19 protein-coding genes are annotated in these 22,993 nt (G+C 37.1%); all 19 read left to right on the plus strand.

The window, feature by feature from the left end; all coding sequences use genetic code 11:
* Positions 1 to 5 precede the first annotated feature (5 nt).
* The 19 genes from HNP36_RS02845 (at position 6) to purD (ending at position 22,990) form a co-directional block, all read left to right on the plus strand.
* Positions 6 to 1,586, plus strand: a complete 1,581-nt coding sequence (locus tag HNP36_RS02845) for a RagB/SusD family nutrient uptake outer membrane protein (RefSeq protein ID WP_184160623.1) — start codon at positions 6 to 8, stop codon at positions 1,584 to 1,586.
* 18 nt (positions 1,587 to 1,604) lie between these two features.
* Complete coding sequence (locus HNP36_RS02850; RefSeq protein WP_184160621.1) at positions 1,605 to 2,714, plus strand: SusE domain-containing protein; 1,110 nt, start codon at positions 1,605 to 1,607, stop codon at positions 2,712 to 2,714.
* A 77-nt stretch (positions 2,715 to 2,791) separates the two neighbouring features.
* A complete protein-coding gene (locus tag HNP36_RS02855) occupies positions 2,792 to 4,945 on the plus strand; it encodes a glycoside hydrolase family 97 protein (RefSeq protein ID WP_184160619.1) in 2,154 nt (717 codons plus the stop codon).
* 85 nt (positions 4,946 to 5,030) lie between these two features.
* Positions 5,031 to 5,264, plus strand: a complete 234-nt coding sequence (locus HNP36_RS02860) for a hypothetical protein (RefSeq protein WP_184160617.1) — start codon at positions 5,031 to 5,033, stop codon at positions 5,262 to 5,264.
* 73 nt (positions 5,265 to 5,337) lie between these two features.
* A complete protein-coding gene (locus HNP36_RS02865; protein ID WP_228456223.1) occupies positions 5,338 to 6,582 on the plus strand; it encodes a radical SAM protein in 1,245 nt (414 codons plus the stop codon).
* The gene (locus HNP36_RS02870) at positions 6,579 to 7,409 is read left to right on the plus strand and encodes a hypothetical protein (protein WP_184160613.1); all 831 of its coding nucleotides are present in this window, start codon (positions 6,579 to 6,581) and stop codon (positions 7,407 to 7,409) included. The genes HNP36_RS02865 and HNP36_RS02870 overlap by 4 nt, the downstream gene beginning before the upstream one ends.
* A 5-nt stretch (positions 7,410 to 7,414) precedes the next feature.
* Positions 7,415 to 8,287, plus strand: coding sequence for a hypothetical protein (locus HNP36_RS02875; RefSeq protein WP_184160610.1), 873 nt, complete (start codon positions 7,415 to 7,417; stop codon positions 8,285 to 8,287).
* A gap of 19 nt (positions 8,288 to 8,306) precedes the next feature.
* Positions 8,307 to 9,452, plus strand: coding sequence for a hypothetical protein (locus tag HNP36_RS02880; protein ID WP_228456225.1), 1,146 nt, complete (start codon positions 8,307 to 8,309; stop codon positions 9,450 to 9,452).
* A 104-nt stretch (positions 9,453 to 9,556) separates the two neighbouring features.
* Positions 9,557 to 11,407 carry a glycoside hydrolase family 13 protein gene (locus tag HNP36_RS02885; protein ID WP_184160608.1) on the plus strand — a complete coding sequence of 617 codons (1,851 nt, stop codon included), beginning with the start codon at positions 9,557 to 9,559 and terminating at the stop codon, positions 11,405 to 11,407.
* A 12-nt stretch (positions 11,408 to 11,419) separates the two neighbouring features.
* Positions 11,420 to 11,944, plus strand: a complete 525-nt coding sequence (locus HNP36_RS02890) for a nuclear transport factor 2 family protein (RefSeq protein WP_184160606.1) — start codon at positions 11,420 to 11,422, stop codon at positions 11,942 to 11,944.
* Entirely contained in the window at positions 11,945 to 13,348 is a 1,404-nt protein-coding gene (locus HNP36_RS02895) for an MFS transporter (protein ID WP_184160604.1), read from the plus strand.
* 388 nt (positions 13,349 to 13,736) lie between these two features.
* Positions 13,737 to 15,269, plus strand: coding sequence for a GMC oxidoreductase (locus HNP36_RS02900; RefSeq protein WP_184160602.1), 1,533 nt, complete (start codon positions 13,737 to 13,739; stop codon positions 15,267 to 15,269).
* Positions 15,266 to 16,432, plus strand: coding sequence for an MFS transporter (locus tag HNP36_RS02905; RefSeq protein ID WP_184160600.1), 1,167 nt, complete (start codon positions 15,266 to 15,268; stop codon positions 16,430 to 16,432). Before HNP36_RS02900 ends, HNP36_RS02905 begins: the two co-directional genes overlap by 4 nt.
* 248 nt (positions 16,433 to 16,680) lie before the next feature.
* Positions 16,681 to 17,409, plus strand: coding sequence for a pirin family protein (locus tag HNP36_RS02910; protein WP_184160598.1), 729 nt, complete (start codon positions 16,681 to 16,683; stop codon positions 17,407 to 17,409).
* A 38-nt stretch (positions 17,410 to 17,447) separates the two neighbouring features.
* Positions 17,448 to 17,999, plus strand: coding sequence for an NADPH-dependent FMN reductase (locus HNP36_RS02915; protein WP_184160596.1), 552 nt, complete (start codon positions 17,448 to 17,450; stop codon positions 17,997 to 17,999).
* 298 nt (positions 18,000 to 18,297) lie between these two features.
* Complete coding sequence (gene purM, locus HNP36_RS02920; protein WP_184160594.1) at positions 18,298 to 19,290, plus strand: phosphoribosylformylglycinamidine cyclo-ligase; 993 nt, start codon at positions 18,298 to 18,300, stop codon at positions 19,288 to 19,290.
* A gap of 76 nt (positions 19,291 to 19,366) precedes the next feature.
* Complete coding sequence (gene purN, locus HNP36_RS02925) at positions 19,367 to 19,936, plus strand: phosphoribosylglycinamide formyltransferase (protein WP_184160591.1); 570 nt, start codon at positions 19,367 to 19,369, stop codon at positions 19,934 to 19,936.
* Positions 19,937 to 20,145: 209 nt separating this feature from the next.
* Positions 20,146 to 21,663 carry a bifunctional phosphoribosylaminoimidazolecarboxamide formyltransferase/IMP cyclohydrolase gene (gene purH / locus HNP36_RS02930; protein ID WP_184160589.1) on the plus strand — a complete coding sequence of 506 codons (1,518 nt, stop codon included), beginning with the start codon at positions 20,146 to 20,148 and terminating at the stop codon, positions 21,661 to 21,663.
* A gap of 88 nt (positions 21,664 to 21,751) precedes the next feature.
* Positions 21,752 to 22,990, plus strand: coding sequence for a phosphoribosylamine--glycine ligase (purD, locus tag HNP36_RS02935; RefSeq protein ID WP_184160587.1), 1,239 nt, complete (start codon positions 21,752 to 21,754; stop codon positions 22,988 to 22,990).
* Positions 22,991 to 22,993 lie beyond the last annotated feature (3 nt).

The following is a 22,993-nucleotide window of genomic DNA, read 5'->3' on the forward strand; positions in this document are numbered from 1 at the left end:
TTAAGATGAGACGATTTAAAACAAATATAATAGCAGTTGCAGCACTAGTAAGTATTTTAACTGTAACTTCTTGCGTCAATGATTTAGAGCAAATGCCAATCACCGACGTCACTTCAGCCAGTGTTTTTACAGATTTTGCAAATTATCCGATGGCTTTGGCTAAAATTTACGGAGGATTTGCTAACGGTGGGCAGTCTGCAAATGGTGGAAATTCAGATATCAATGGAATTGATGGGAACTTCTCACAATATACAAGAGTAATATACACCTTACAGACATTATCTACTGACGAAGCAGTAATTGCCTGGAATGACGGAACACTTCAGACCATTCATAAAATGACCTGGGATTCTTCCAGTGAATTTGTAGAAGGAGCTTACTACAGACTTTTTACGCAAATTGCTACAAGTAATGAATTTTTAAGAAATGTAACTGATGAAAAATTAGCAGCAAATAATATTACAGGGACTAATTTAGCAGAAGCTAAATACATGAGAGCTGAAGTAAGATACTTACGTGCTTTATCATACTATTATGCATTAGATCTGTTTGGGAACGTACCTTTTGTAGACGAAAGCTATTTACCGGGATCAGTAAACCCGCCTAAAAGAATTACGCGTGCAGAACTTTTTAACTTTGTTGAAAGCGAGTTGCTTGCAGTAGCAGGAGAATTGAAAGATCCTAAAGCAAATGTATACGGCAGAGCAGATAAAGCTGCTGCATGGGCTCTTTTGGCCCGTCTATATCTGAATTCAAATGTTTATAACGGCTCAAATCATTACACAGATTGTATTACTTATTGTAATAAAGTTATACAGGCAGGATATTCATTAAAGACTAAATACAAAGACTTATTCCTTGCTGACAATGATAAGAACAACCCTGAAGTTATTTTTCCTATTGCATTTGATGGGGTTCACATTCAGACATCAGGTGGTACAACATATCTTATCCATGCCGGTATCGGAGGAAGTATGCCTGCTTCTGATTTCGGTGTTAGTGGAGGATGGGGTGGTTTAAGAACTACAAAATCTTATGTTAACTTATTTTCCGGAGCAGCGTCTGATCAGAGAGGTAATTTTTATACCAACGGACAGAATTTAGAAATTAATGATCTGGGAGTATTTACCGATGGATATGGATTCATTAAATTCAAAAATCTTACAAGTACCGGAGTTCCGGGATCTGATGCTTCAGGAAATTTCTGTGATACGGATATTCCTCTATTCAGATTAGCTGATGTATATCTTATGTATGCAGAAGCTACTTTGAGAGGAGGAAGCGGGGGTAATGCAGCCACGGCGCTTACCTATGTAAATGCATTAAGAACGCGTGCAGGAGCACCAACAGTAGCGTCAATTAATACAGATTATATACTGGATGAAAGAGGAAGAGAATTAGGTTGGGAAATGACAAGAAGAACAGACCTTATCCGTTATGGTAAGTTTACAAGCGGTTCATATCTATGGCCTTGGAAAGGAGGTGTTAAAGATGGGAAAAGTGTAGAGGATTATAGAAATCTTTATCCAATTCCGGCAAAAGATATTATTGCTAATCCAAATTTAATTCAGAACCCTGGTTATTAATTTTAAAATTTGATCACGATGAAAAATTTATTTAAAATATTTACTCTTTTTGTCTTAGGATTTTTGGTAATTTCTTGCGAAAAGGATGAAGATAAAGTAGTATTGGGAAGTCCGTCAACTTCAAATCTTACTTCTGACAAATCAAGCTTGGTTTTGATTAAGAATAACGAGACGCAGGCTGCGGTTACTTTCAATTGGAAAGCTCCGGATTACGGTGTCGCTGTTGCTCAGAAAAATCAGCTTCAAATTGCCGTTAAAGGGACGAACTTTGCTAGTCCTAAAAATGTAGATTTGAATGATGGTGATACTAAAGCTACCTATACTGTGGCAGAATTCAATAATTATGCATTAGATGCCGGTTTAGCACCTAATGTTGCAACGGATATTGAAGTTAGGCTTTCTTCAAAATTAGGAAACTATGCGGCTATCACTTCCAATGTTGTGACAATTACAGTAACTCCTTATATGACAGCTTATCCGTCATTTTATATTGTAGGAGAAGCTTCTGCGGTAAACTGGAGTGCAAGCACAGCACAAATGTTGTACAAGAAGGATAATTTCTCTACAATTTATACTTATTTGGAAAACGGAAAAGCTTTCAGATTTTTAGGACAGCAAGATTGGGGACCTACTAATTATAGCTTGGATGTTACAGGAATGAATTCTGGAAATAGATACTTTAAAACCTGGTCTACAAATCTGGCACCTTCAACTCCTGAAAATATTCAGTTTAACGGAGCTACCGGAATGTATAAAATTGTCATCGATGCAGATGCTACAGTTAAATCTATCACTGTAACTCCTTCTGCAATCAATAACTGGAACCCTGCCAATTTATATCTTGTAGGTACAGTCAACGGATGGAATGCCGGAGGAGCTATTCCTATGACAAACTTGGGTGGAGGCAAATTTGAGCATACTATTGCACTTCCTGCAGGTTCACAGTTTAAATTTCTAGGACAGCAGAGCTGGGGAGATCTTGATTGGGGAAATCTTACAGCAGATGGAAATACAGGATATCTAGCTCCAAAAGGAAGTAACGGTAATATTTTATTTGATGGTACTGGCGGAAGCTATAAAATTTCTGTAGACCTGAAGTTGGGTACTTACAAAATACAGCCATTATAATTTAAGAATAAATAATATAGTAAAGTGTTGCTTTATCGCAGCACTTTATTTATTTTTAAAGTTTATAAATAGTCATTATGAAGAAAATTACAGTTGGAGCGATGTTGCTCTCAATGATGTTCACGGGTGTTAATGCACAGTCTTTGAAATCACCGGATGGTAAATTTGAAATGAATTTCCAGCTGAAACAGGGAGTACCATATTACAATCTGAAATACAATGGTGCTGTAGTGGTAGAAGATTCTAAGTTAGGATTAAGATTATTTAAAGACACAGCCATCAAATTTGCGTCTGAAATTGCTAAAGCAGAAGATGCCAAATTTGATCTGAACAACGGTTTCACGAAATCAGATGAAAAACGTGATTCCAAAAACGAAACATGGCAGCCGGTTCTGGGTGAAAAGAAAAGTTATATCAACAATTACAACGAACTTGCGGTTACCCTTGACCAGACTTCTACAAACAGAAGTATTGTTGTAAAATTCAGACTTTTCAATGACGGGCTTGGATTCAGATATGAATTCCCACAGCAGAAAAACCTGAATTATTTCGTAATCAGGGAAGAAGACTCCGAAATTGATTTTCCTACAGACATGAAAGCATGGTGGATCGTTGCAGATTATGATTCCCAGGAATATCAGTATCAGGAAACAAAAATCTCCGAAATTCCTTCCAGATGGGATAAAGCATTCGATGCCAATGCCTCACAATCGTTAGTGAAAAATGCAGTACAGTCTCCATTAATGCTTAAAAAAGAAGGCAAAGATCCTTTGTATGTAAACGTTGCTGAAGCAGCAGTCTTGGATTACCCTGCCTCCCACCTTGAGGTAGATGCTCAGAATTTTAAATTCAAAACCCATCTTACTGCAGACAGACAGGGAGCAAAAGGATACATTCAGACCCCATCGGTAACACCGTGGAGAACAATTATCGTTTCCCCGAAAGCAGAAGAGGTGATGGCTTCCAAAATGATTTTCAATCTTAACGAGCCTACGAAATATACCGATACCTCTTATATTCACCCTACAAAATACATGGGTGTATGGTGGGAAATGATTATTGGAAAATCCCAGTGGGCGTATTCTACAGCTGAAAACGTACATTTGGATAAAACAGATTTCTCAAAACTTACCCCGAATGGAAAGCACGCAGCCAACAATACAAAAGTTAAAGAATATATCGATTTTGCTGCTGAAAACGGATTTAAAGGATTATTGATCGAAGGTTGGAACATTGGCTGGGAAGACTGGTTCGGTCATTCCAAAGAATTTGTTTTCGATTTTATTACGCCATACCCGGATTTTGATATCAAAATGCTCAATGATTATGCCCATTCAAAAGGAATCAAGCTTATTATGCACCATGAGACTTCAGGTTCTGCAACCAACTATGAAAGATGGTCGGATAAAGCTTTTCAATTGATGAACAAGTATGGTTATGATGCCGTTAAAACAGGTTATGTGGGCGATATTATTCCAAGAGGAGAACATCATTATTCACAGTGGACGATCAACCATTTCTACAGAATTGCTGAAAAAGCAAACGACTACAAAATTATGGTCAATTCCCACGAATCAGTTCGTCCTACAGGAGAAAGCCGTACCTATCCGAACTATATTTCCGCAGAAGCAGCCAGAGGAACTGAGTATGAAGCATTCGGAGGAAATAAACCGGACCACCAGACTGTTCTTCCGTTCACAAGATGGATGGGTGGATCTATGGATTACACGCCGGGAATTTTCCAGACTAAATTAGATTATTATTTCCCTGGAGATAAACGTTTCGTGAAAACCACATTGGCGAAACAGCTTGCTTTGTATGTAACAATGTATATGCCTCTTCAGATGGCAGCAGACCTTCCTGAAAACTACAAAAAGCATATGGATGCATTCCAGTTTATCAAGGATGTTGCAGCAGATTGGGACGATACCAGGATTTTATCTGCAGAGCCGGGAGATTATGTAATTACAGCCAGAAAAGCAAAAGGTACCGATAACTGGTTTGTAGGAGGCATTACCGATGAGAATAAACGTGAATATACGGTAGATTTCTCTTTCCTTGACAAAGGTAAAAAGTATGAGGTAACAGTTTACGAAGACGGAAAAGATGCAGATTATATTGATAATCCTCAAAGTTATAATATCTACAAAAAAACCATCACAAGTGATTCAAAAATGAATTTTAAGATGGCTAGAAGTGGAGGTTTCGCAATATCTGTTAAAAAAAAGTAAATATTTTGTAAAAGCTTTTTGTTGTTTGGAAAAAAGATCTATATTTGGTGAATTAGTATAATTTATTAACACAAACTATTTTATCATGAAAAAGAAATTAAAAATTACAAACAGCCTGGAACAGAAAAGCATTCTTAAAAAAGCTATGCAATCTTCTGAAAATGAAAATGTAGATTTATACAAATCTATTTTTGGAGGAGGCCGTGGTTTTGAGACCGTAGAAAACTGTAATGTAACAGCTGCAACGGGAGCTTCTGCTGCTTATAACAGAATTGACCAATTCTTATTAGCTACTAAGCCGAGCACTAGCATTAATTAGTAATTCTTAAATTAAAAATTATAGTTCTTCGTTGTAATGAATAACGGGGAACTATATTTTTATCAGATATAATATGATTACTTCTTTTGTGTTAAAGGTTGCAAGTAGATGCAATCTCAACTGCTCGTATTGCTACATGTACAATTTAGGTGATAAAACTTATCTGAAACAGCCTAAATTTATGTCAATTGACACCATAAAAACTTTTGCAGATAAACTTAGTGAATATTGTACAGAAAATAATCTGAACAATATACAGATTGTTTTTCATGGAGGAGAGCCACTTTTAATTTCCAAAGATTTTTATCGGGAATCCATTGAAATCTTCACGAAAACACTTCCTGATAACAGATTCGATTTTGTAATCCAAACCAACGGGGTTGGGCTGGACGAGAACTGGTATCAGCTGTTTAATGAGTTGAATATCCGCGTAGGTATAAGTATGGACGGACCAAAGGAATACCATGATAAATACCGTGTTTTTCATAATGGAAAAGGCTCTTATGATGAAGTTAGACAAGCTGTTATACTGGGAATGGATTATGGACTTAATGGAATATTGTCTGTCATTAATATTAAAATTCCACCCCGTGAACTTTACGATGAAATTAAAAGCCTTAAAATAAGCGGCCTTAATATTCTTCTTCCGGATGGCCATTTTGACCAGCTTCCTGATGGAATGGAAAAAGAATTTGTGAATACCAAAAATTATACTCCTTATGCAGACTGGCTTATAGAACTATTTAAGATCTGGAAGAATGACAAAGACCGGGTAGAGATAAGGTTTTTTAAAACACTTATTGATTTAATTGTAGGAGAGGATGAAGGAGATCAAATCTTGGGTAAAAATATTAACGGCGTTGCTGTACTGGAAACCAATGGAAATTTAGAAGTTGCAGATTTTATACGGGCCTGCTATGAAGGAATAACAAGAAACAACATTAATATTCACACCCATGCCATTGGTGATGTTTTTAGCGACAGACTGTTTGATGTTTATATAAATGCCCATGCAATGGTATCTCAGAAGTGCCTTAACTGTTCCATTTATGATCTGTGCGGGGGAGGTTTTTTAGGCAATCGTTATTCCAACGACAGAGGTTTTGATAATCCTACTATATATTGCCATGATATGATTAAGCTTATCACGTTTATTCAGAATGATATTATTGATGGAATTCCTCAGGAAACAAGGGAAGAAATGGAGCTGTCAAAAGTTTCTTATGATGATATTGTACACGAACTGGAAGAAGAAAATGAGGATATTATGATTGAATCTGAGATTAAGGAGAAATTAATGTATTACCGTTTAGTATGAATCTGAAGAAAGGAATGTACCTGGTTGGAGATTCTTGTTCCAACCTGAGAGAGCAGCTTAAAATTAATAGTGGAGTAATCGCTGAGAAAGTTATAAATACAGGAATCGACTATTTTGATAACGCCTACTTACCTAATCATGAATGGCGGGATATGGCAGACACTGAATACAAAATTCTATCCGGTCCCGGGCAGCATAAAATGTTTAATACTTTAGGATTAGGTGAAATTCCGGATGAATTAAAAACACTGTTTAAAAAAATAAAGCTGGAGGAATGCAAAACTCTTTTTGATGTTCAGCCGAAATTTCAGGAAAATGAAGAGCTTACACTGCAGCTTAATAACGGCTTAAATAAATTCCTTAATCAGAAATCTGACGCTCAGAAATATCATTTTCACCGCATTACAAGAAGCCTTCCAGGTATGCATACCACTACTTTTCATCTTCATAATAAGGAGCATATAAAGTATACAGGCCTGCATATAGACCAAAGCACAAAATTTACCCCTAATACAGCCTATAAATCAGACAATAGAATCTCTATCAACATCAGTGAAGAATCCCGGTATCTCTATTTTGTCAATTTAACATTGAAACAGATTTATAACGATGTTAAAAAGCATTACCAGGATCTTTCTGTTACTTCAGATAATATCGTAGAATTATTTTTTTCATTGTACCCTGATTATCCTATTATAAGAATAGAAGTAAAACCCTATCAGTATTATATTGCTCCAACGGATAATTTTATTCATGACGGAAGTACGCTGGGAAATAAAAAGTTTGATATAACAATGGTGTTTGTAGGAGAATTTAATAATTACTAATGACTATGAAATTAAAACCAGGAATCAAAATATACGGAGACAATTTGGAAGATACCTTAGAAATCAATTCCGGGGTTGTTCATCACTCAAAACACGAACCCGTAGAAATTATTTTCAACGACAATAAGTTCAGGGCGCAGTACGAACCTGATGCACATCTGGCCAAAAGAGACTGGCGGAAACTTTCTTCTCAGGAACTTCATACTGTAAAAGGAGATCATGTTAACAAGAAAGATTATAACTCTGTTTTTATAGGAGAAATTCCTGAAGAGCTTAAACATATATTCAATAAGCTGAACCTTCATTCTGCCATTTCAGATAATGACGCATTTCAGAAATTTATAGAAAATAAAGAAGTTGTTCAGGAATTAAATACCCATCTTAATGCAGTGTTGGAAAAAATTTCATTGGCACCTTACAGGTTTATGAGTATTGCAACCAACTATCCCAATAGTGAAGTTGTTTCTTTAAATAAGAGAAAATTGCCTGAAAATTATACTTTTAAGGATATTCATTTTATAGGTGTGCATAAAGACAGCTCCAAAGATATGACTTTGCATACCTGCTACCGGTACGGGAATAGATTTACCATCAATTTAGGAGAGCAGCCCCGCTATTTCTTGTTCATTAACCTTACCATGAAGCAGGCGTATAAGATGCTTAAAGAGAAAGTAGAACTTAAAGATGTGGAAATAACCAATGAAAATATCACAGATTACTTTCTGAAACATTATCCGGATTATCCCGTAATTAAGGTAAAGCAGGAACCTTATCAGTTTTATATTGCACCTACGGATAACTGTTTTCATGACGGTACTACCATAGGTAATACCGCAATAGATGTCGTAATCACCTATTTGGGGAAATTTTGTATGTAATTTTAAATAGTATTGAGGTATGAAGTCTTTTTTATCTTTATGTTTGTTATCATTTTTAGCGTCTTTTTCGTCTGCTCAAAATAAATTACCTGTCCTGAAGGCAAATCAGCCCAAAGCCGTGATTTACGAGAAAGATAACGGTTTAAAAACAGATTGGAATATAGATGCTAAAGTTAAACCCGATGTATATACAGTATCCAAAATAAGTACCCGGAAAAAAGTGGTTACTGTAAAAACAGATATAGACTCCATTGCTGTAAAACTCAGAAAAGGAGAAAAAAAAGACTTTATCATTCTTCTGAAAAATAAAGATTCTGCACTTACAAGAATTCAATCTTTACCTCCGAAAGACTTTAGCAAAATGTCTTTTAAAGATACCCTGAAACTTCAGATTAATGAGCAGAATACCATATTTGTAAAGACCATACTAAATAAAACAGACACCCTTTTACTTAATTTTGATACAGGTACAAGTGAGCTTGTACTTACCCAGGAAACATTAAAAAATAAAATTAAAAGTACCTTAAAATCAGGCAGTAATATTCTGCAGATCGGTAAAAAAGAATATCAAAACCTTAATATTTACCCTGCGCAGCTTTCCGGTCATGGTACAGATGGCAGGTTTGGCTGGGATTTATTTGATGGAATGATTGTAGAATTGAATCATGATAAAGGAATAATGGTTGTACATTCCCAGCTTCCGTCTCATGTGAAGTCTAAATATTCTTCACTTCAGATGAAATATTTTAATAATGTTTTTTTGGTAGAAGTAGATATTAAACAAGGACAGTCTAAAAACAAAAGCTGGTATCTTTTTGATACAGGATATCAAAGAACAGCTATGTTAGACGGTCCTTTACTGAATGAGCAGGGTTTTCCTGCTGATCAGATGACAACCATAAAAAAAGTGATCATGAAAAATGCTCAGGGAAAAGAAATTCCTGTGATTACTTCCAATCTTCAATCCTTATCATTAGGAAATGTAAATTTAAAGGATATTCCTGTACAGCTTTTATCACAAAGCAGATTGGTAGGAGGTTCCAGGATGAATATTTTAGGCAATGAAATAATAAAAAGGTTCAATATATTCTTAGACTTTCAAAAAAACAGGGTGTATATACAACCTAATAATTGGGTTAATCATACTTATATTGAAAGTAAATAACTAATTTTTTCCACCCAATACTTACGATTACTTTTTTAATTCGATTTTATTTAATAATGTTGTGTTTGATTATTGTTCAACACACTATAACTATAAAAATGCAAATGAAAAAAATATATACAATTTTTGCTCTTTCAGCAGCTTCAATAGCTTTTTCTCAGATTCAGAAAGTAGAACCCGCTTTCTGGTGGAAAGGAATGAAAAACCCGGATCTTCAGATTTTGGTTTACGGAAAAAATATTGCCAATAATGAAATAGAACTTTCAGACGGTATTCAGGCAAAGAATATTCAAAAAGTAGAAAACCCGAATTATGTTTTCATTACTGTCAATACCAATGAAATTAATTTCCCCTCATTTAAAATCAATATAAAGAAAGGCAAAAAAAATATAAGCTCTTACTCCTATGAGTTGAAGCAAAGGCTTCCTGGATCTGTAGACCGTGAATCTTTCACCTCAAAAGACGTCATGTACCTCATCATGCCGGACCGTTTTGCCAATGGAAACCCATCCAATGACAATACCAGAGATACCGCTGAAAAATCAGACCGTAAAAATCCCGGAGGACGTCATGGAGGAGACATTGAGGGAATCATTAAAAACCTCGATTATCTTAAGGAATTAGGCGTTACTGCCGTTTGGAATACCCCTTTGCTGGAAGATAATGAACCTTCATTCTCTTATCACGGCTATGCGCAAAGCGACTATTACAAAATAGATCCGCGTTACGGAACCAACGAAGATTATAAAAGAATGGCAGATGAGCTTCATAAACGTAATATGAAGCTTATTATGGATTATGTAACCAACCATTGGGGATCGCAAAGCTGGATTATTAAAGATCTTCCTGCGAAAGACTGGATTCATTACTGGAAAGACGGAGAAAAAGGCTTCAAACGAAGCAGTTACAGAATGACCACTCAGTTCGATACCAATGCTTCCAAAATAGATATGGAAAACTGTATGGACGGTTGGTTTGATACCACAATGCCAGATATGAATCAAAGCAATCCGCTGGTAGTCAATTATATGGTTCAGAATGCTATTTGGTGGACAGAATTTGCCGGTCTTGACGGATTACGGGTAGACACTTATTCCTATAACGATAAAAAAGGAATCTCAGAATGGACGAAGAGAATCACCGATGAGTATCCGAATTTTAATATTGTAGGCGAAGTATGGATGCACAACCAGGCACAAATTTCCTATTGGCAGAAAGACAGCAAAATTTCAGCAATAGAAAACTACAATTCTTACCTGCCTTCTGTAATGGATTTTACATTGCATGATGCTATTGGTCAGGTTTTTAAAGAAAATTCCGGCTGGGATTCCGGTATGCAGAGAGTGTATGATAACTTTGCCAATGATTTCCTTTATCCTGACATTAATAATATATTGGTGTTTGCGGAAAATCATGATACACAGCGTTTTAATGAAACCTATCCTAAAATAGAAGACTATAAACTGGTAATGAGCCTGATTTCAACAGTCCGAGGGATTCCTCAGTTATATTATGGTTCAGAGATTGGAATGTCAGGAGATAAAGCCACCAAAGGTGACGGGGATATTCGCCGCGATTTTCCGGGAGGCTGGAATGGAGACACTAATAATGCCTTTGTAAAATCGGGAAGAACAGATTCACAGAATCAGTATTTTGATTTTACCAGAAAATTATTAAACTGGAGAAAAGGAAAAGAAGTTATTCACACCGGTAAGACAAAAAACTATGTTCCCCAGAATAATGTTTTTGTTTATTTCAGGTATAATGAAAAAGAAAGTGTAATGGTGGTGGTTAATAATAATGTGAAAGAACAGACCATAGATATGAAACATTTTTCAGAATCTCTGAACGGATTCACAAAAGGGAAAGATATCATCTCGGATAAAGAAATTTCATTACAGAATTCATTAACTATTCCTGCAAAAACTTCAATGGTGATTGAATTACAAAACTAAAATAAACAGACTATGAAAAAAATAACACTCATCTGTACGATGGTGCTGCTTATGTTTGGTTTTACAGAAATATATGCACAAGCCATTAATGCTAAATTTGAAAAAGACAAAACAGAGATAGGAACCATGCTCGACGGTTTCAATGTGGCAGCTGCAAAAGCAGATTTTAATGCATACTTCGACTATTTTGCAGACGAATCCACATTTATCGGAACTGATGCTACAGAAGTCTGGGATAAAAAAGCCTTCATGATTTGGGCAAAACCTTATTTCGATAAAAAGAAAACCTGGAACTTCACCTCCCTTAAAAGAAATATCTATTTCAGCAAAGACGGAAAATTAGCTTGGTTCGATGAACTGCTCAATACCCAAATGAAGATCTGCAGAGGATCAGGAGTTGTGGAAAAAATCAACGGAAGCTGGAAAGTGAAGCAATATGTACTTTCTGTAACCGTACCGAATGATGTAGTTGATAAAGTGGTTGCAGAGAAAGCACCTATTGAAGATACTTTAATCCAAGAATTAAAAAAACAATAAATGAATAGTTCTCAAAATACTTTTTCGAAAAAAATAAAACCGAACCTTTCCATGGCCCAGATCATCAACATGAGTATGGGATTTTTGGGAATTCAGATGGCTTTCGGTTTGCAAAACGGTAATGCCAGCAGAATCCTTGCCAATTTCGGGGCAGATGTTCACGAATTGTCCTGGTTCTGGCTGGTTGCGCCTATTACAGGATTAATTGTTCAGCCCATTATTGGACACATGGGAGACAACACCTGGAGTCCGCTTGGTAGAAGAAAGCCTTACTTTTTAATAGGTGCGGTTTTGTGTGCCATTGGTTTGGTAATGCTTCCCAATGCAGCTTCTGCAACGCAAATGATGGCTGCCAATGTTTTATTGATGGCAGTAATTTTCCTCGCTATGATGGATGCTTCAATCAATGTCGCAATGGAACCTTTCCGTGCTTTGGTGGGAGATATGCTTCCGAAGCATCAGGCAACCATCGGATTTTCTGTTCAGACCATTTTAATTGGAATTGGGGCGGTTATTGGCTCAGATTTACCAAACTGGTTAACAAAGCTGGGTGTTTCCAACGCTGCTCCAAAAGGCTTTGTAGCGGATAATGTGATTTATGCATTTTACATCGGGGCTGCAGTTTTAATTCTGTCAATTTTATATACAATTGTTACCACGAAAGAATATTCCCCTGAAGAATTTGCTTCCTTTGAAGGTGGAAAACCAATCGTAGAAAATGAGTCCAAACTTTCGGATATATTTAAAGATTTTAAGAATGCACCTTCCCAGATGAAAAAACTGGGAATTGTTCAGTTCTTCTCATGGTTTGCATTATTTACCATGTGGGTTTTCACTACAAGTGCTTTGGCAACCCATCATTTTGGACTTTCTCCCGAGGATACTCATTCAGTAGAATTCAATAAAGCCGGTGACCTTACAGGAAGTTTGTTCGGAAGCTATAACTTCTATGCAATTTTCTTCGCATTTGCCTTAACTCCGATTGCCAAATTTATAGGTAAAAAACAGACTCATGCTTTGGCTTTGGCTTGTGGTGGATTAGGTTTAATTTCAATGTATTTTATTAAAGATATCAACAGCCTCTGGATTTCAATGATAGGATTAGGATTTGCCTGGGCAAGTATTTTAGCAATGCCTTATGCCATGTTGATCGACTCTATTCCTCAAAAGAAAATGGGAGTATATATGGGAATTTTCAATTTCTTTATTGTAATTCCACAAATTATCAATGGCGTTTTCGGAGGCCCGATTGTGAGCAGCGTTTTTGGAAAACAGGCAATTGATTATATCGTAGTAGGAGGCGTTTGTATGCTGATCGGAGCTGTAGTTACTATGATTTTTATAAAATCAGAAGATGAAACTCCAAAAGAAATAGAAGAGGAAATCCAACAGGTACATTTTTAGAAATAGAAGTTAGATGCCGGATATGAAAAACCGGAAGAAAGGAAAAGATGTAAGAGAAAATATTCTTGGTTTCATAAAATATTTCATCACAATGAAAATTCAATAGAAGCGGGCTTTAGCCCGCTTTTTAATTTATAAGCAATAAAAAAGGCTTTAGCCAAATTAGTTGAACATGAAATCTTACATCATATCCCTGAATTTTATAAATCTGCATCTTCCGGAGCTTAAAAAATAACGGCCAAAAAATCTAATAGCTAAAAGGTTTATATTATAGAAAAGAACCCATATCCATGCATCCTTTTATTTATATTATCAATTGAAATTTAATTTTTTCTTAAGCAAGTCTGTTTTTTTATTCTTTACCTTGGGTAGATTAAAATAGTAAAAAATGTACGATATCATCATTATAGGAAGTGGAGCAGGAGGAGCAACAATGGCATATCAGCTTGCCGATACCGGAAAAAAGATTCTGATTGTAGAAAGAGGAGATTATGTGCCGATAGAAAAGGAAAACTGGGATTCCGTGGAAGTTTTTGAGAAAAACAGGTATACTACCACAGAATTATGGCTGGATAAACATGGAAAACCATTCCGTCCGGGTATGCATTACAATGTAGGCGGAAACACCAAGTTTTATGGAGCTGCATTATTCCGTTTACGGGAAGAAGATTTTAAAGAGATAAAACATTACGGAGGAATTTCACCCGCATGGCCTATACAATATGAAGATTTAAAGGAGTATTACCTCGAAGCTGAAAAACTCTTTCACGTTCATGGAAAAAGAGGCTCAGATCCTACAGAGCCTTTTGATTCAGAGCCTTATCCTCTTCCTCCATTACCCCATGAACCCAGAATTCAGAAAGTTGTTGATGAATTGACGAATTATGGCTGGCATCCTTTTGAATTACCGATAGGAGTCAATTTTAAGCCTCACGAAACAGCAAATGCCCCCTATATCCTGGATCGTTTTGATGGTTTTCCTGATGCTGCCGAAAGAAAAGGGGACGCTCATCTTTGCGCACTGGCAAAAGCTCTGGAGCATCCCAATGTAGAACTGATGACCAATACAAAAGTTCTGAAACTGAATACCAACGAAGAAGGAACCAAAATCACAGAAATTCTTGTAGAACAAAACGGAGAAACAAAAACATTAACTTCCGGCTTAATTATTCTTTCTGCTGGAGCCATTAATTCCGCAGCCATACTGCTGGAAAGCAAAAATGAAAAATTCCCGAATGGTCTTGCCAATACTTCAGATCAGGTCGGCAGAAATTATATGTTTCATCAGAATAGCGCATTGGTGGCTTTATATACAGAACCAAACCCTACCAGATTCGGAAAGACATTTGGAATTAATGATTTTTACCACGCGAACAAAGGCTATGACTTTCCTTTAGGACACATTCAGATGTTGGGAAAATCAGATGAACACCAGATCAAAGCAGACAGCCCTGTGGCAGCCCCAGGTTTTACTTTTGAATTGATGGCAGAGCATGCCGTTGATTTCTGGCTTACCTCAGAAGATCTTCCCGATCCTGAAAACAGGGTGACCGTAGAGAACGGGCAAATTAAAATCAGCTATAGCTCCAATAACGAAAAAGGCCATGAACTTTTGAAAGCCGAACTGATCAGAGCATTGAAAGCTTCAGGTAAATTTGAAAGCTTTTTATTCAAGGGAATGTATTTCAGCAAAGGAATGGATATCTCTTCACCGGCCCATCAGAACGGAACCACAAAAATGGGGCTTGATCCGAAAACTTCGGTTGTTGATACCAACTGCAAAGCACACGATTTTGAAAATCTATACATTGTGGATGGCGGATTTTTCGTTTCCAGCGGTGCGGTAAACCCGGCTCTTACCATTATTGCAATGGCACTGAGAGTAGGAGATCATCTTAAAAATCATGTTTTAACATCATGAATTCCAAAGTAGCCCGGATTATTATTGTTTTTTTATTAGCTTTTCTTACAGGAGTTAATTTTGTTGTATTTCCGGCATTAGGAACTGCTTTTACAGATTCCTCGCTCTTTAGGCTTTCTTCCTCACAGTTTGGGAATTTGTTTATTCCTCAGGTGATCTGTATTATTATTTCCTGCCTCGGAGCCCCGTTTTTAGTGAATAAATGGGGGCCTAAAATGGTTTTAACCATTGGATTGCTATTGATGATTGTATCTACAGGAGCCTTATGGGGACTTCAGTTTTTTATGAATGATACAGCTTTATTATTTCCTGTATTAATGATTTTGGTGGCATTCACAGGTTCGGGTTTCGGACTTTCCATCACCACTTTAAATCCTCTGGCAGCAAGTTTATTTGAAAACAATAAATCTTCAGCTATTTTGATTCTTCAGTTTCTGGTAGGATTAGGAACATCTACCGCTCCGTTAATGATGAATGTAATAGGAAATGTAAAGAATTGGATGTATGTTCCCGGATGCATATTTGTAATAGTAAGCGTGGCATTCGCAGCCTTTTTGTTATTAAAACTGGAAAAAGGAACATTCTTTGGGCTTCCCGGGCATTTTAAAATTCCTTCAAAATTATGGCTGTTTTTTATAACAATTGTTCTGTATGGCTGTATTGAGGGAACTTTCGGCAGTTTTGGAGCTGTAATTCTTAAAAATCAGGGACTGGATAATAATAAAGCCAGCCTGGGATTATCCCTGTTTTGGGCAGGAATTGCTTTAAACCGCTTGCTTTTCGGGATCTTTTCAAAAAATAATGATCTGTCTTATCTGTTTCTTTTTTCACCTTTAATGGTTGCCGGTTTGCTTTTACTGCTATTGCTGTATCCCAATGTAAGTATTATTGTTGTAATGATGTTTTTAATTGGTTTTTTCATGGGAAGCATATTTCCCGGATCTATTGGCTGGGGAACGGTGGAATTTCCTTCACTTTCAGTTTTGGTTTCCGGCTTCCTGATGGCAGCCAACCAGATTGGGACAGGTATTATCACCAATGTTTTAGGACATTTTTCAACCCAAACCAATATGATTTTCAGGTTTCTCATTGTTTGCATGGTTCTTATTTGCCTTTTACTTTTCTGTTTAAAGAAAAATTCTAAAATAAAAGAAGCCTTTTAAAATTAGCATAATAAAGGTTTCAGCCAAAACTTAAAATTTATGACAGATTTATTATGCTTTGGAAAGATTGTGCAATACATTCTATAAACCAGCTCAATCTGCCTGATCTGCGAGAAATAAAAATACAATTCTGGCATAACTCAAAAAACTCTGTTTTGCCTCCATCAAAGCCTGCATTCCTTTCTTAACCTACATCAACATTTTCAAACACCCGTTTATCCTACATTTGTACCATAAATAATCACAATATGAAAACAGTATATCATAAAGCAGATTCAAGAGGCCATGCAGATCACGGTTGGTTAAACAGTTACCATACATTTAGCTTTGCCAATTATCAGAACAATGACAGAACAAATTTCGGGGTATTAAGAGTATTGAATGATGATACCGTATCACAGGGAATGGGGTTCGGAACACATCCGCACAGGGATATGGAAATTATTTCTATTCCTCTGGAAGGAGATCTTGAACATAAAGATTCAATGGGAACCGCTGCCGTTATCAGAAAAGGAGAGATCCAGGTAATGAGCGCAGGAACAGGGGTAATGCACAGCGAATACAACAAAAATAAAGATGAAGCTGTAAAATTTCTGCAGATCTGGGTTTTTCCGAGAGAACTGAACGTTGAGCCGAGATATGACCAGAAAAGCATCAAAGAAGGTGAAAAGATTAATGGGTTCCAACAGATCCTGTCTCCGGACAAAAATGATGACGGAGTTTGGATTCATCAGGATGCATGGTTCAATTTGGCTAATTTTAAAGCAGGAAACGGCAAAAACTATATGCTTAACAAAAAAGGAAACGGAGTTTACGCTTTTGTTCTAAAAGGAAGTGCCAAAGTAGGAGACCGCGTTTTGAATGAAAGAGACGGCCTGGGAATCTGGGATACCCAAAGCTTTAATATCGAAGCAGTGGAAGATACCGAAATCTTATTAATGGAAGTACCTATGGAGCTGCCTGCCTACATGAAATAAAAATTAAATTTGTACATTAAAAAAATAAATAAAGAATAATGAAAGTTTTAGCAATAGCAGGAAGCAACTCAGAAGTTTCAATGAACAGGCAATTGGTAGCCTACGCATCATCACTTTTTGAAAATGCAGAAGTAGAAGTAATAGATCTGAACCCTTTTGAAATGCCAATCTACAAGCATGAAAGAGAACTGGCAGGCGGTGTTCCTCAGGAAGCACATGATTTTGCATCAAAAATTGACGGAGCCAATCTGCTTTTGGTTTCATTGCCTGAGCATAACGGAACATACTCTACGGCGTTCAAAAATGTATTCGATTGGGTATCCAGGATCAAAGACAGAACCGTGTGGAATGAGATACCAATGTTCCTGATGTCTGCATCCCCGGGAGGAAGAGGCGGAGCCGGAGTTTTAGAAGCGGCATCCAAGCGTTTCCCTTTCCACGGAGGAAATATTGTGGAAACTCTCTCACTTCCTTTCTTTAATGACAACTTTGATAAAGCTGCACAACAAATTTCTAATGAAGAGAAAAACAGCGAGTTAAAAGAGAAAATCAAAAAGATGGCAGCCATTGAAACCATCCTTGAAAAATAGAATTTGAATATTAATTTAAAATTACTATTTTTGCAAAAAGAAAAAAGATGAAAATTCAGACCACTTTTAAAGAATGTTTCTCAGAGAAAGGGAAAATTGTGGACTCTGAAATTCTGAGATAAAATAACGGCCGATAATCTACCAAGATTGTCGGCTTTTTTATTTTCCAAATCTAGTAAAAAGTAATTATAAAACTAATGTAGCAATATAACAATTTATCAATGTAACAATAAGCTTTACGAAGTTCAATTGGTAAATTGTTATACTGATAAATTGATACATTTTAAAAGTATTAAACATGAGCAACACTTACAAATCAGCAGGCGTAGACAAAGAAGAAGGATACAAAACGGTTGACAAAATCAAAAAAGCAGTAGGAGAAACCCACAACTCAAACGTATTGAATCATTTGGGGAGCTTTGGTGCCTTCTATGAAATCGGAGGATACAAAAATCCTGTGCTGGTTTCAGGAACAGACGGTGTGGGGACAAAGCTGAAAGTAGCTCTGGACACCAAACAATACGGTTCTATTGGTATCGATTGTTTTGCAATGTGTGCCAACGATATCCTTTGCCATGGGGCAAAGCCTTTATTCTTCCTGGATTATCTGGCTTGCGGAAAGCTGGATTCAGAAATAGCTGCTGAAATCGTTCTTGGAATGGTTAAAGCATGTAAGGATAACAACTGTGCTCTAATTGGTGGAGAAACTGCCGAAATGCCGGGAATGTACCAGCCGGGAGATTACGATGTTGCAGGATTTTGTGTAGGAATTGTAGAAAAAGATCAGATCATTGACGGTTCTGCCATCAAAGCAGGAAATAAAATCATTGCCCTGCCAAGCTCAGGATTCCACTCAAACGGATTTTCATTAGTAAGAAAAGTATTCCCGGACTTCGAAGAAGAATTTGAAGGAAAACCTTTATACGAAACCCTTCTCGTTCCAACAAGACTTTATTATCAGGATATTCATAAAGTATTGGAAGAAGTAAAAGTTTCCGGTATCGCCCACATTACAGGAGGTGGTCTTTATGAAAACGTTCCGAGAATCATCCCTGAAGGATTATGTGCTTCCATAGATGCTGCGAAGATCAAAATTCCTAGCGTTATGCTTGAACTTGAAAAAAGAGGAGGTGTAACCCGTGAAGAGATGTTTGGAACCTTCAATATGGGAGTGGGTATGGTGATCGTAGTAGATGCTGAACACGCTGAAAAGATTACCCATTTACTGGATGATGCTTACGAGATCGGAGAAATAACAGAAGGAAACGAAAAAATTGATTTGAAATTTTAAATGACATCAGATTTCAGACACCAGACATCAGACTTTAGGTCTGTAATCTGATATCTGACATCTAACATCTGAATTAATGAAAAACATCGTTGTACTCGTTTCAGGTTCCGGAACCAATTTGCAGAGAATCATTGATACTGTTGAAAATGGAGAGATCCAAAACGCAAAAGTATCGCTGGTAGTGGCAGACAGGGAATGTTACGGACTTGAAAGAGCAAAAAGCCATCATATAGAAAACATTCTTATTCCAAGAGGAAAAAATTTCAGTGCCGAATTGGGTAATGTAATTCCAAAAGATACAAATCTTATTGTACTGGCCGGATTTTTATCCATCTTAAAACCTGAATTCTGTAAGAACTGGACCGGGAAAATTATCAATATTCATCCTGCATTGCTTCCGAAATTCGGAGGAAAAGGAATGTGGGGAATGCATGTACACAATGCCGTTATTGAAGCCAGAGAAAAAGAAAGCGGTGCTACCGTACATTTTGTAACTCCGGGAATTGATGAAGGAGAAGCCATACTTCAGAAATCATTTGAAGTAACAGCAGAAGACACCCCCGAAACCATAGCGGAGAAAGTTCACCATATTGAATATGAAATATTTCCAAAGGCAATCAATAAAGTCCTGGGAAATAATTCATAGGATCAAAATTCCCCTCCCTTGGAGGGGTGGCAAAAATTCAGAGAATTTTTGACGGGGTGGTCATATATATAAAGCATAAAAAAACACTTTAGATTTTTGATAAAAATATTTCGAAAAAACTAAAAAAATCTAAGTAAAATAAAGTAAACCGGAGGTGAAAGACCCGGTTACAGTTTGAAATAGCTGTAAAAAGTAAAAATTGAAGTAAAATGAGTAAAAAGAGAGTTTTAATCAGTGTTTCTGACAAAAGCGGATTGACCGAATTCGCTCAGTTCTTGGAAGCCCGGAATTATGAGTTGATTTCTACAGGAGGAACGTTCAAACATTTGAAAGACGCTGGTTTAAATCCCATTCAGATCGATGAAGTCACCAATTTCCCTGAAATGCTGGACGGAAGAGTGAAAACCCTTCACCCCAAAGTTCATGGAGGTCTTTTGGCAGTACGTGCCAATGAAGAACACATGAAAACCGTTCAGGAACACGGAATAGATCTGATTGATATGGTCATCGTAAACCTTTATCCCTTCTTTGAAAATGTAAACAAAGACATTTCTTTACATGAAAAAGTAGAGTTTATCGATATCGGAGGCCCTTCAATGCTTCGTTCCGCAGCCAAGAATTTTGATTCCGTTACCGTAATTACCGATGTGGAAGACTACGCAACCGTAAGACTTGAAATGGAGCAGAACGGTGATTCTTACATCGAAACCCGTAAAAAGCTTGCAGGAAAAGTATTCAACCTTACTTCAGCTTATGATGCTGCTATTTCCAGAATGCTTTTAGATGAAGAATATCCAACGTATCTTAATGCATCTTACAAAAAAGTATCAGACCTGAGATACGGGGAAAACCCTCATCAGACTGCTGCTTACTACGTTTCCACATTTGAGAACGGTGCCATGAAAGATTTCGAGCAGCTTGGCGGTAAAGAATTATCTTTCAACAACCTTCGTGATATGGATCTTTGCTGGAAAGTGGTAACAGAATTCAAGGAAGAGATGGCCTGTTGTGCTGTAAAACACTCTACCCCTTGCGGAGTGGCTATCGGAACTTCAGCGTTGGAAACTTATCAGAAAACTTTCGAATGCGATCCGGTTTCCATCTTTGGCGGAATTGTTGCAATGAACTATAAAATTGATGCAGCAACAGCCGAAGAACTGAACAAAACGTTCCTTGAAATCGTAATGGCTCCGGACTTTGATGAAGAAGCCCTTGAAGTTTTAAGAAAAAAGAAAAACCTCAGAATTATAAAAATCGTTAACCCTGTTTCCGATAAGCAGACCTGGGTGAAAATTGACGGTGGTATCCTGGTTCAGGATAATGATACTCATTTTTCTGACGATATTAAAGTGGTAACCAATGTACAGCCTTCAGAAGAGCAGAAAAAAGCACTTCTTTTCTCCCAGAGAGTAGTGAAGTATGTAAAATCAAATGCAATTGTTGTTTCCAACGGTATCCAGGCTTTCGGAATCGGTGGCGGACAGGTAAACAGAATCTGGGCTACACAGCAGGCCATTGAAAGAGCTAAAGAGAAATTCTCAGGAGATCTTGTGTTGGCTTCAGATGCATTCTTCCCTTTCCGTGATGTAGTTGATTTCTGCGCTCAGGAAGGTATCAAGGCAATCATCCAGCCGGGAGGAAGTGTAAAAGATCAGGACAGTATTGAAGCTGCCAATGAACACGGTATTCCGATGATGTTTACCGGAGTTAGACACTTTTTACATTAATTAAAATAGAATTAAAAAATAATTTGAGATTGTATTTATAGCACTCAAAATTATATATTTGTAAAATAGACTAGATAATAAATAAAGTATGAGAATATTAATCATAGGTGAAGGCGGTAGAGAATCTGCTTTAGCGGCAAAGCTTCAGAATGACCCGAGAATTTCTAAAATGTTTTTTGCTAATGGTAATGCTACCACCGATGTAATAGGGAAAAATGTTCATTTATCAGAGATCAAGGAACTCAGAGATTTCGCGATCAAAGAAAAGGTAGATCTTACGATTGTAGGTCCGGAAGCGCCTCTTGTAGCCGGGCTTAAAGATGAATTCAAAAAGCACGATCTTAAAGTTTTCGGTCCCAACCAGAAAGTAGCAAGTTTAGAAGGAAGTAAAGCTTTCTCTAAGAAATTTATGCAGACCTATGATATCAAAACAGCCAAAGCTGTAGTATTTGATTCATACAACGATGCTAAAGAATATGTTCAGACCCAGCAGTATCCGTTAGTGATCAAGGCAAGCGGTCTGGCAGGCGGAAAAGGTGTGGTAATCTGCGACAATATTGAAGAAGCAGAAGCTACCATCCACGATTTCATGATCAGAAGAATCTATGGAGATGCCGGAATACGTTTGGTTATCGAAGAATATTTACAAGGTTTTGAGGCTTCAATCATTGCATTCTCAAACGGTGAAAAACTTTTCCCTTGTATTGCTGCAAAAGACTATAAAAAAGCTGGAAACGGTGATACAGGACCTAATACCGGTGGTATGGGATCTGTAGCTCCAAGCCCTGAATTCACTCAGGAGCACTATGCCGATTTCGAAAAAAATATCCTGGAACCTACCATTAACGGTCTTAAAGGAGAAGGATTCAGCTTTAAAGGAATCATTTTCTTCGGATTGATGGTAACCAAGAACGGAGCTTACCTTCTTGAATATAATATGAGATTCGGAGATCCTGAAACTCAGGTACTGATGGCATTGATGGAAAACAACCTCCTTGATGTTATCCAGGACTGTATGGAAGGAAAAGACATTCAGCTTAAATTTAAAGACGAAAAAGCCGTATGCCTTGTTATGTGTTCCGGAGGTTATCCGAGAAACATCGAAACAGGTTACGAAATTGTAGGCGAAGACAAGCTGAAACACTCCAAACTTCTTTACGCAGGAGCAATAAGAAAGGCAGACAAAGTGGTTTCCAACGGAGGAAGAGTACTGAATGTTGTGGCTACAGGATCTACTTATGATGAAGCCCGCAAAAAAGTTTACGAAGATGCAAGCCATATTCATTTCGATTACGGTTTCTACAGAGAAGACATCGGAAAATTTTAAAAT

The organism is Chryseobacterium shigense (assembly GCF_014207845.1).
GTDB lineage: Bacteria > Bacteroidota > Bacteroidia > Flavobacteriales > Weeksellaceae > Chryseobacterium > Chryseobacterium shigense_A.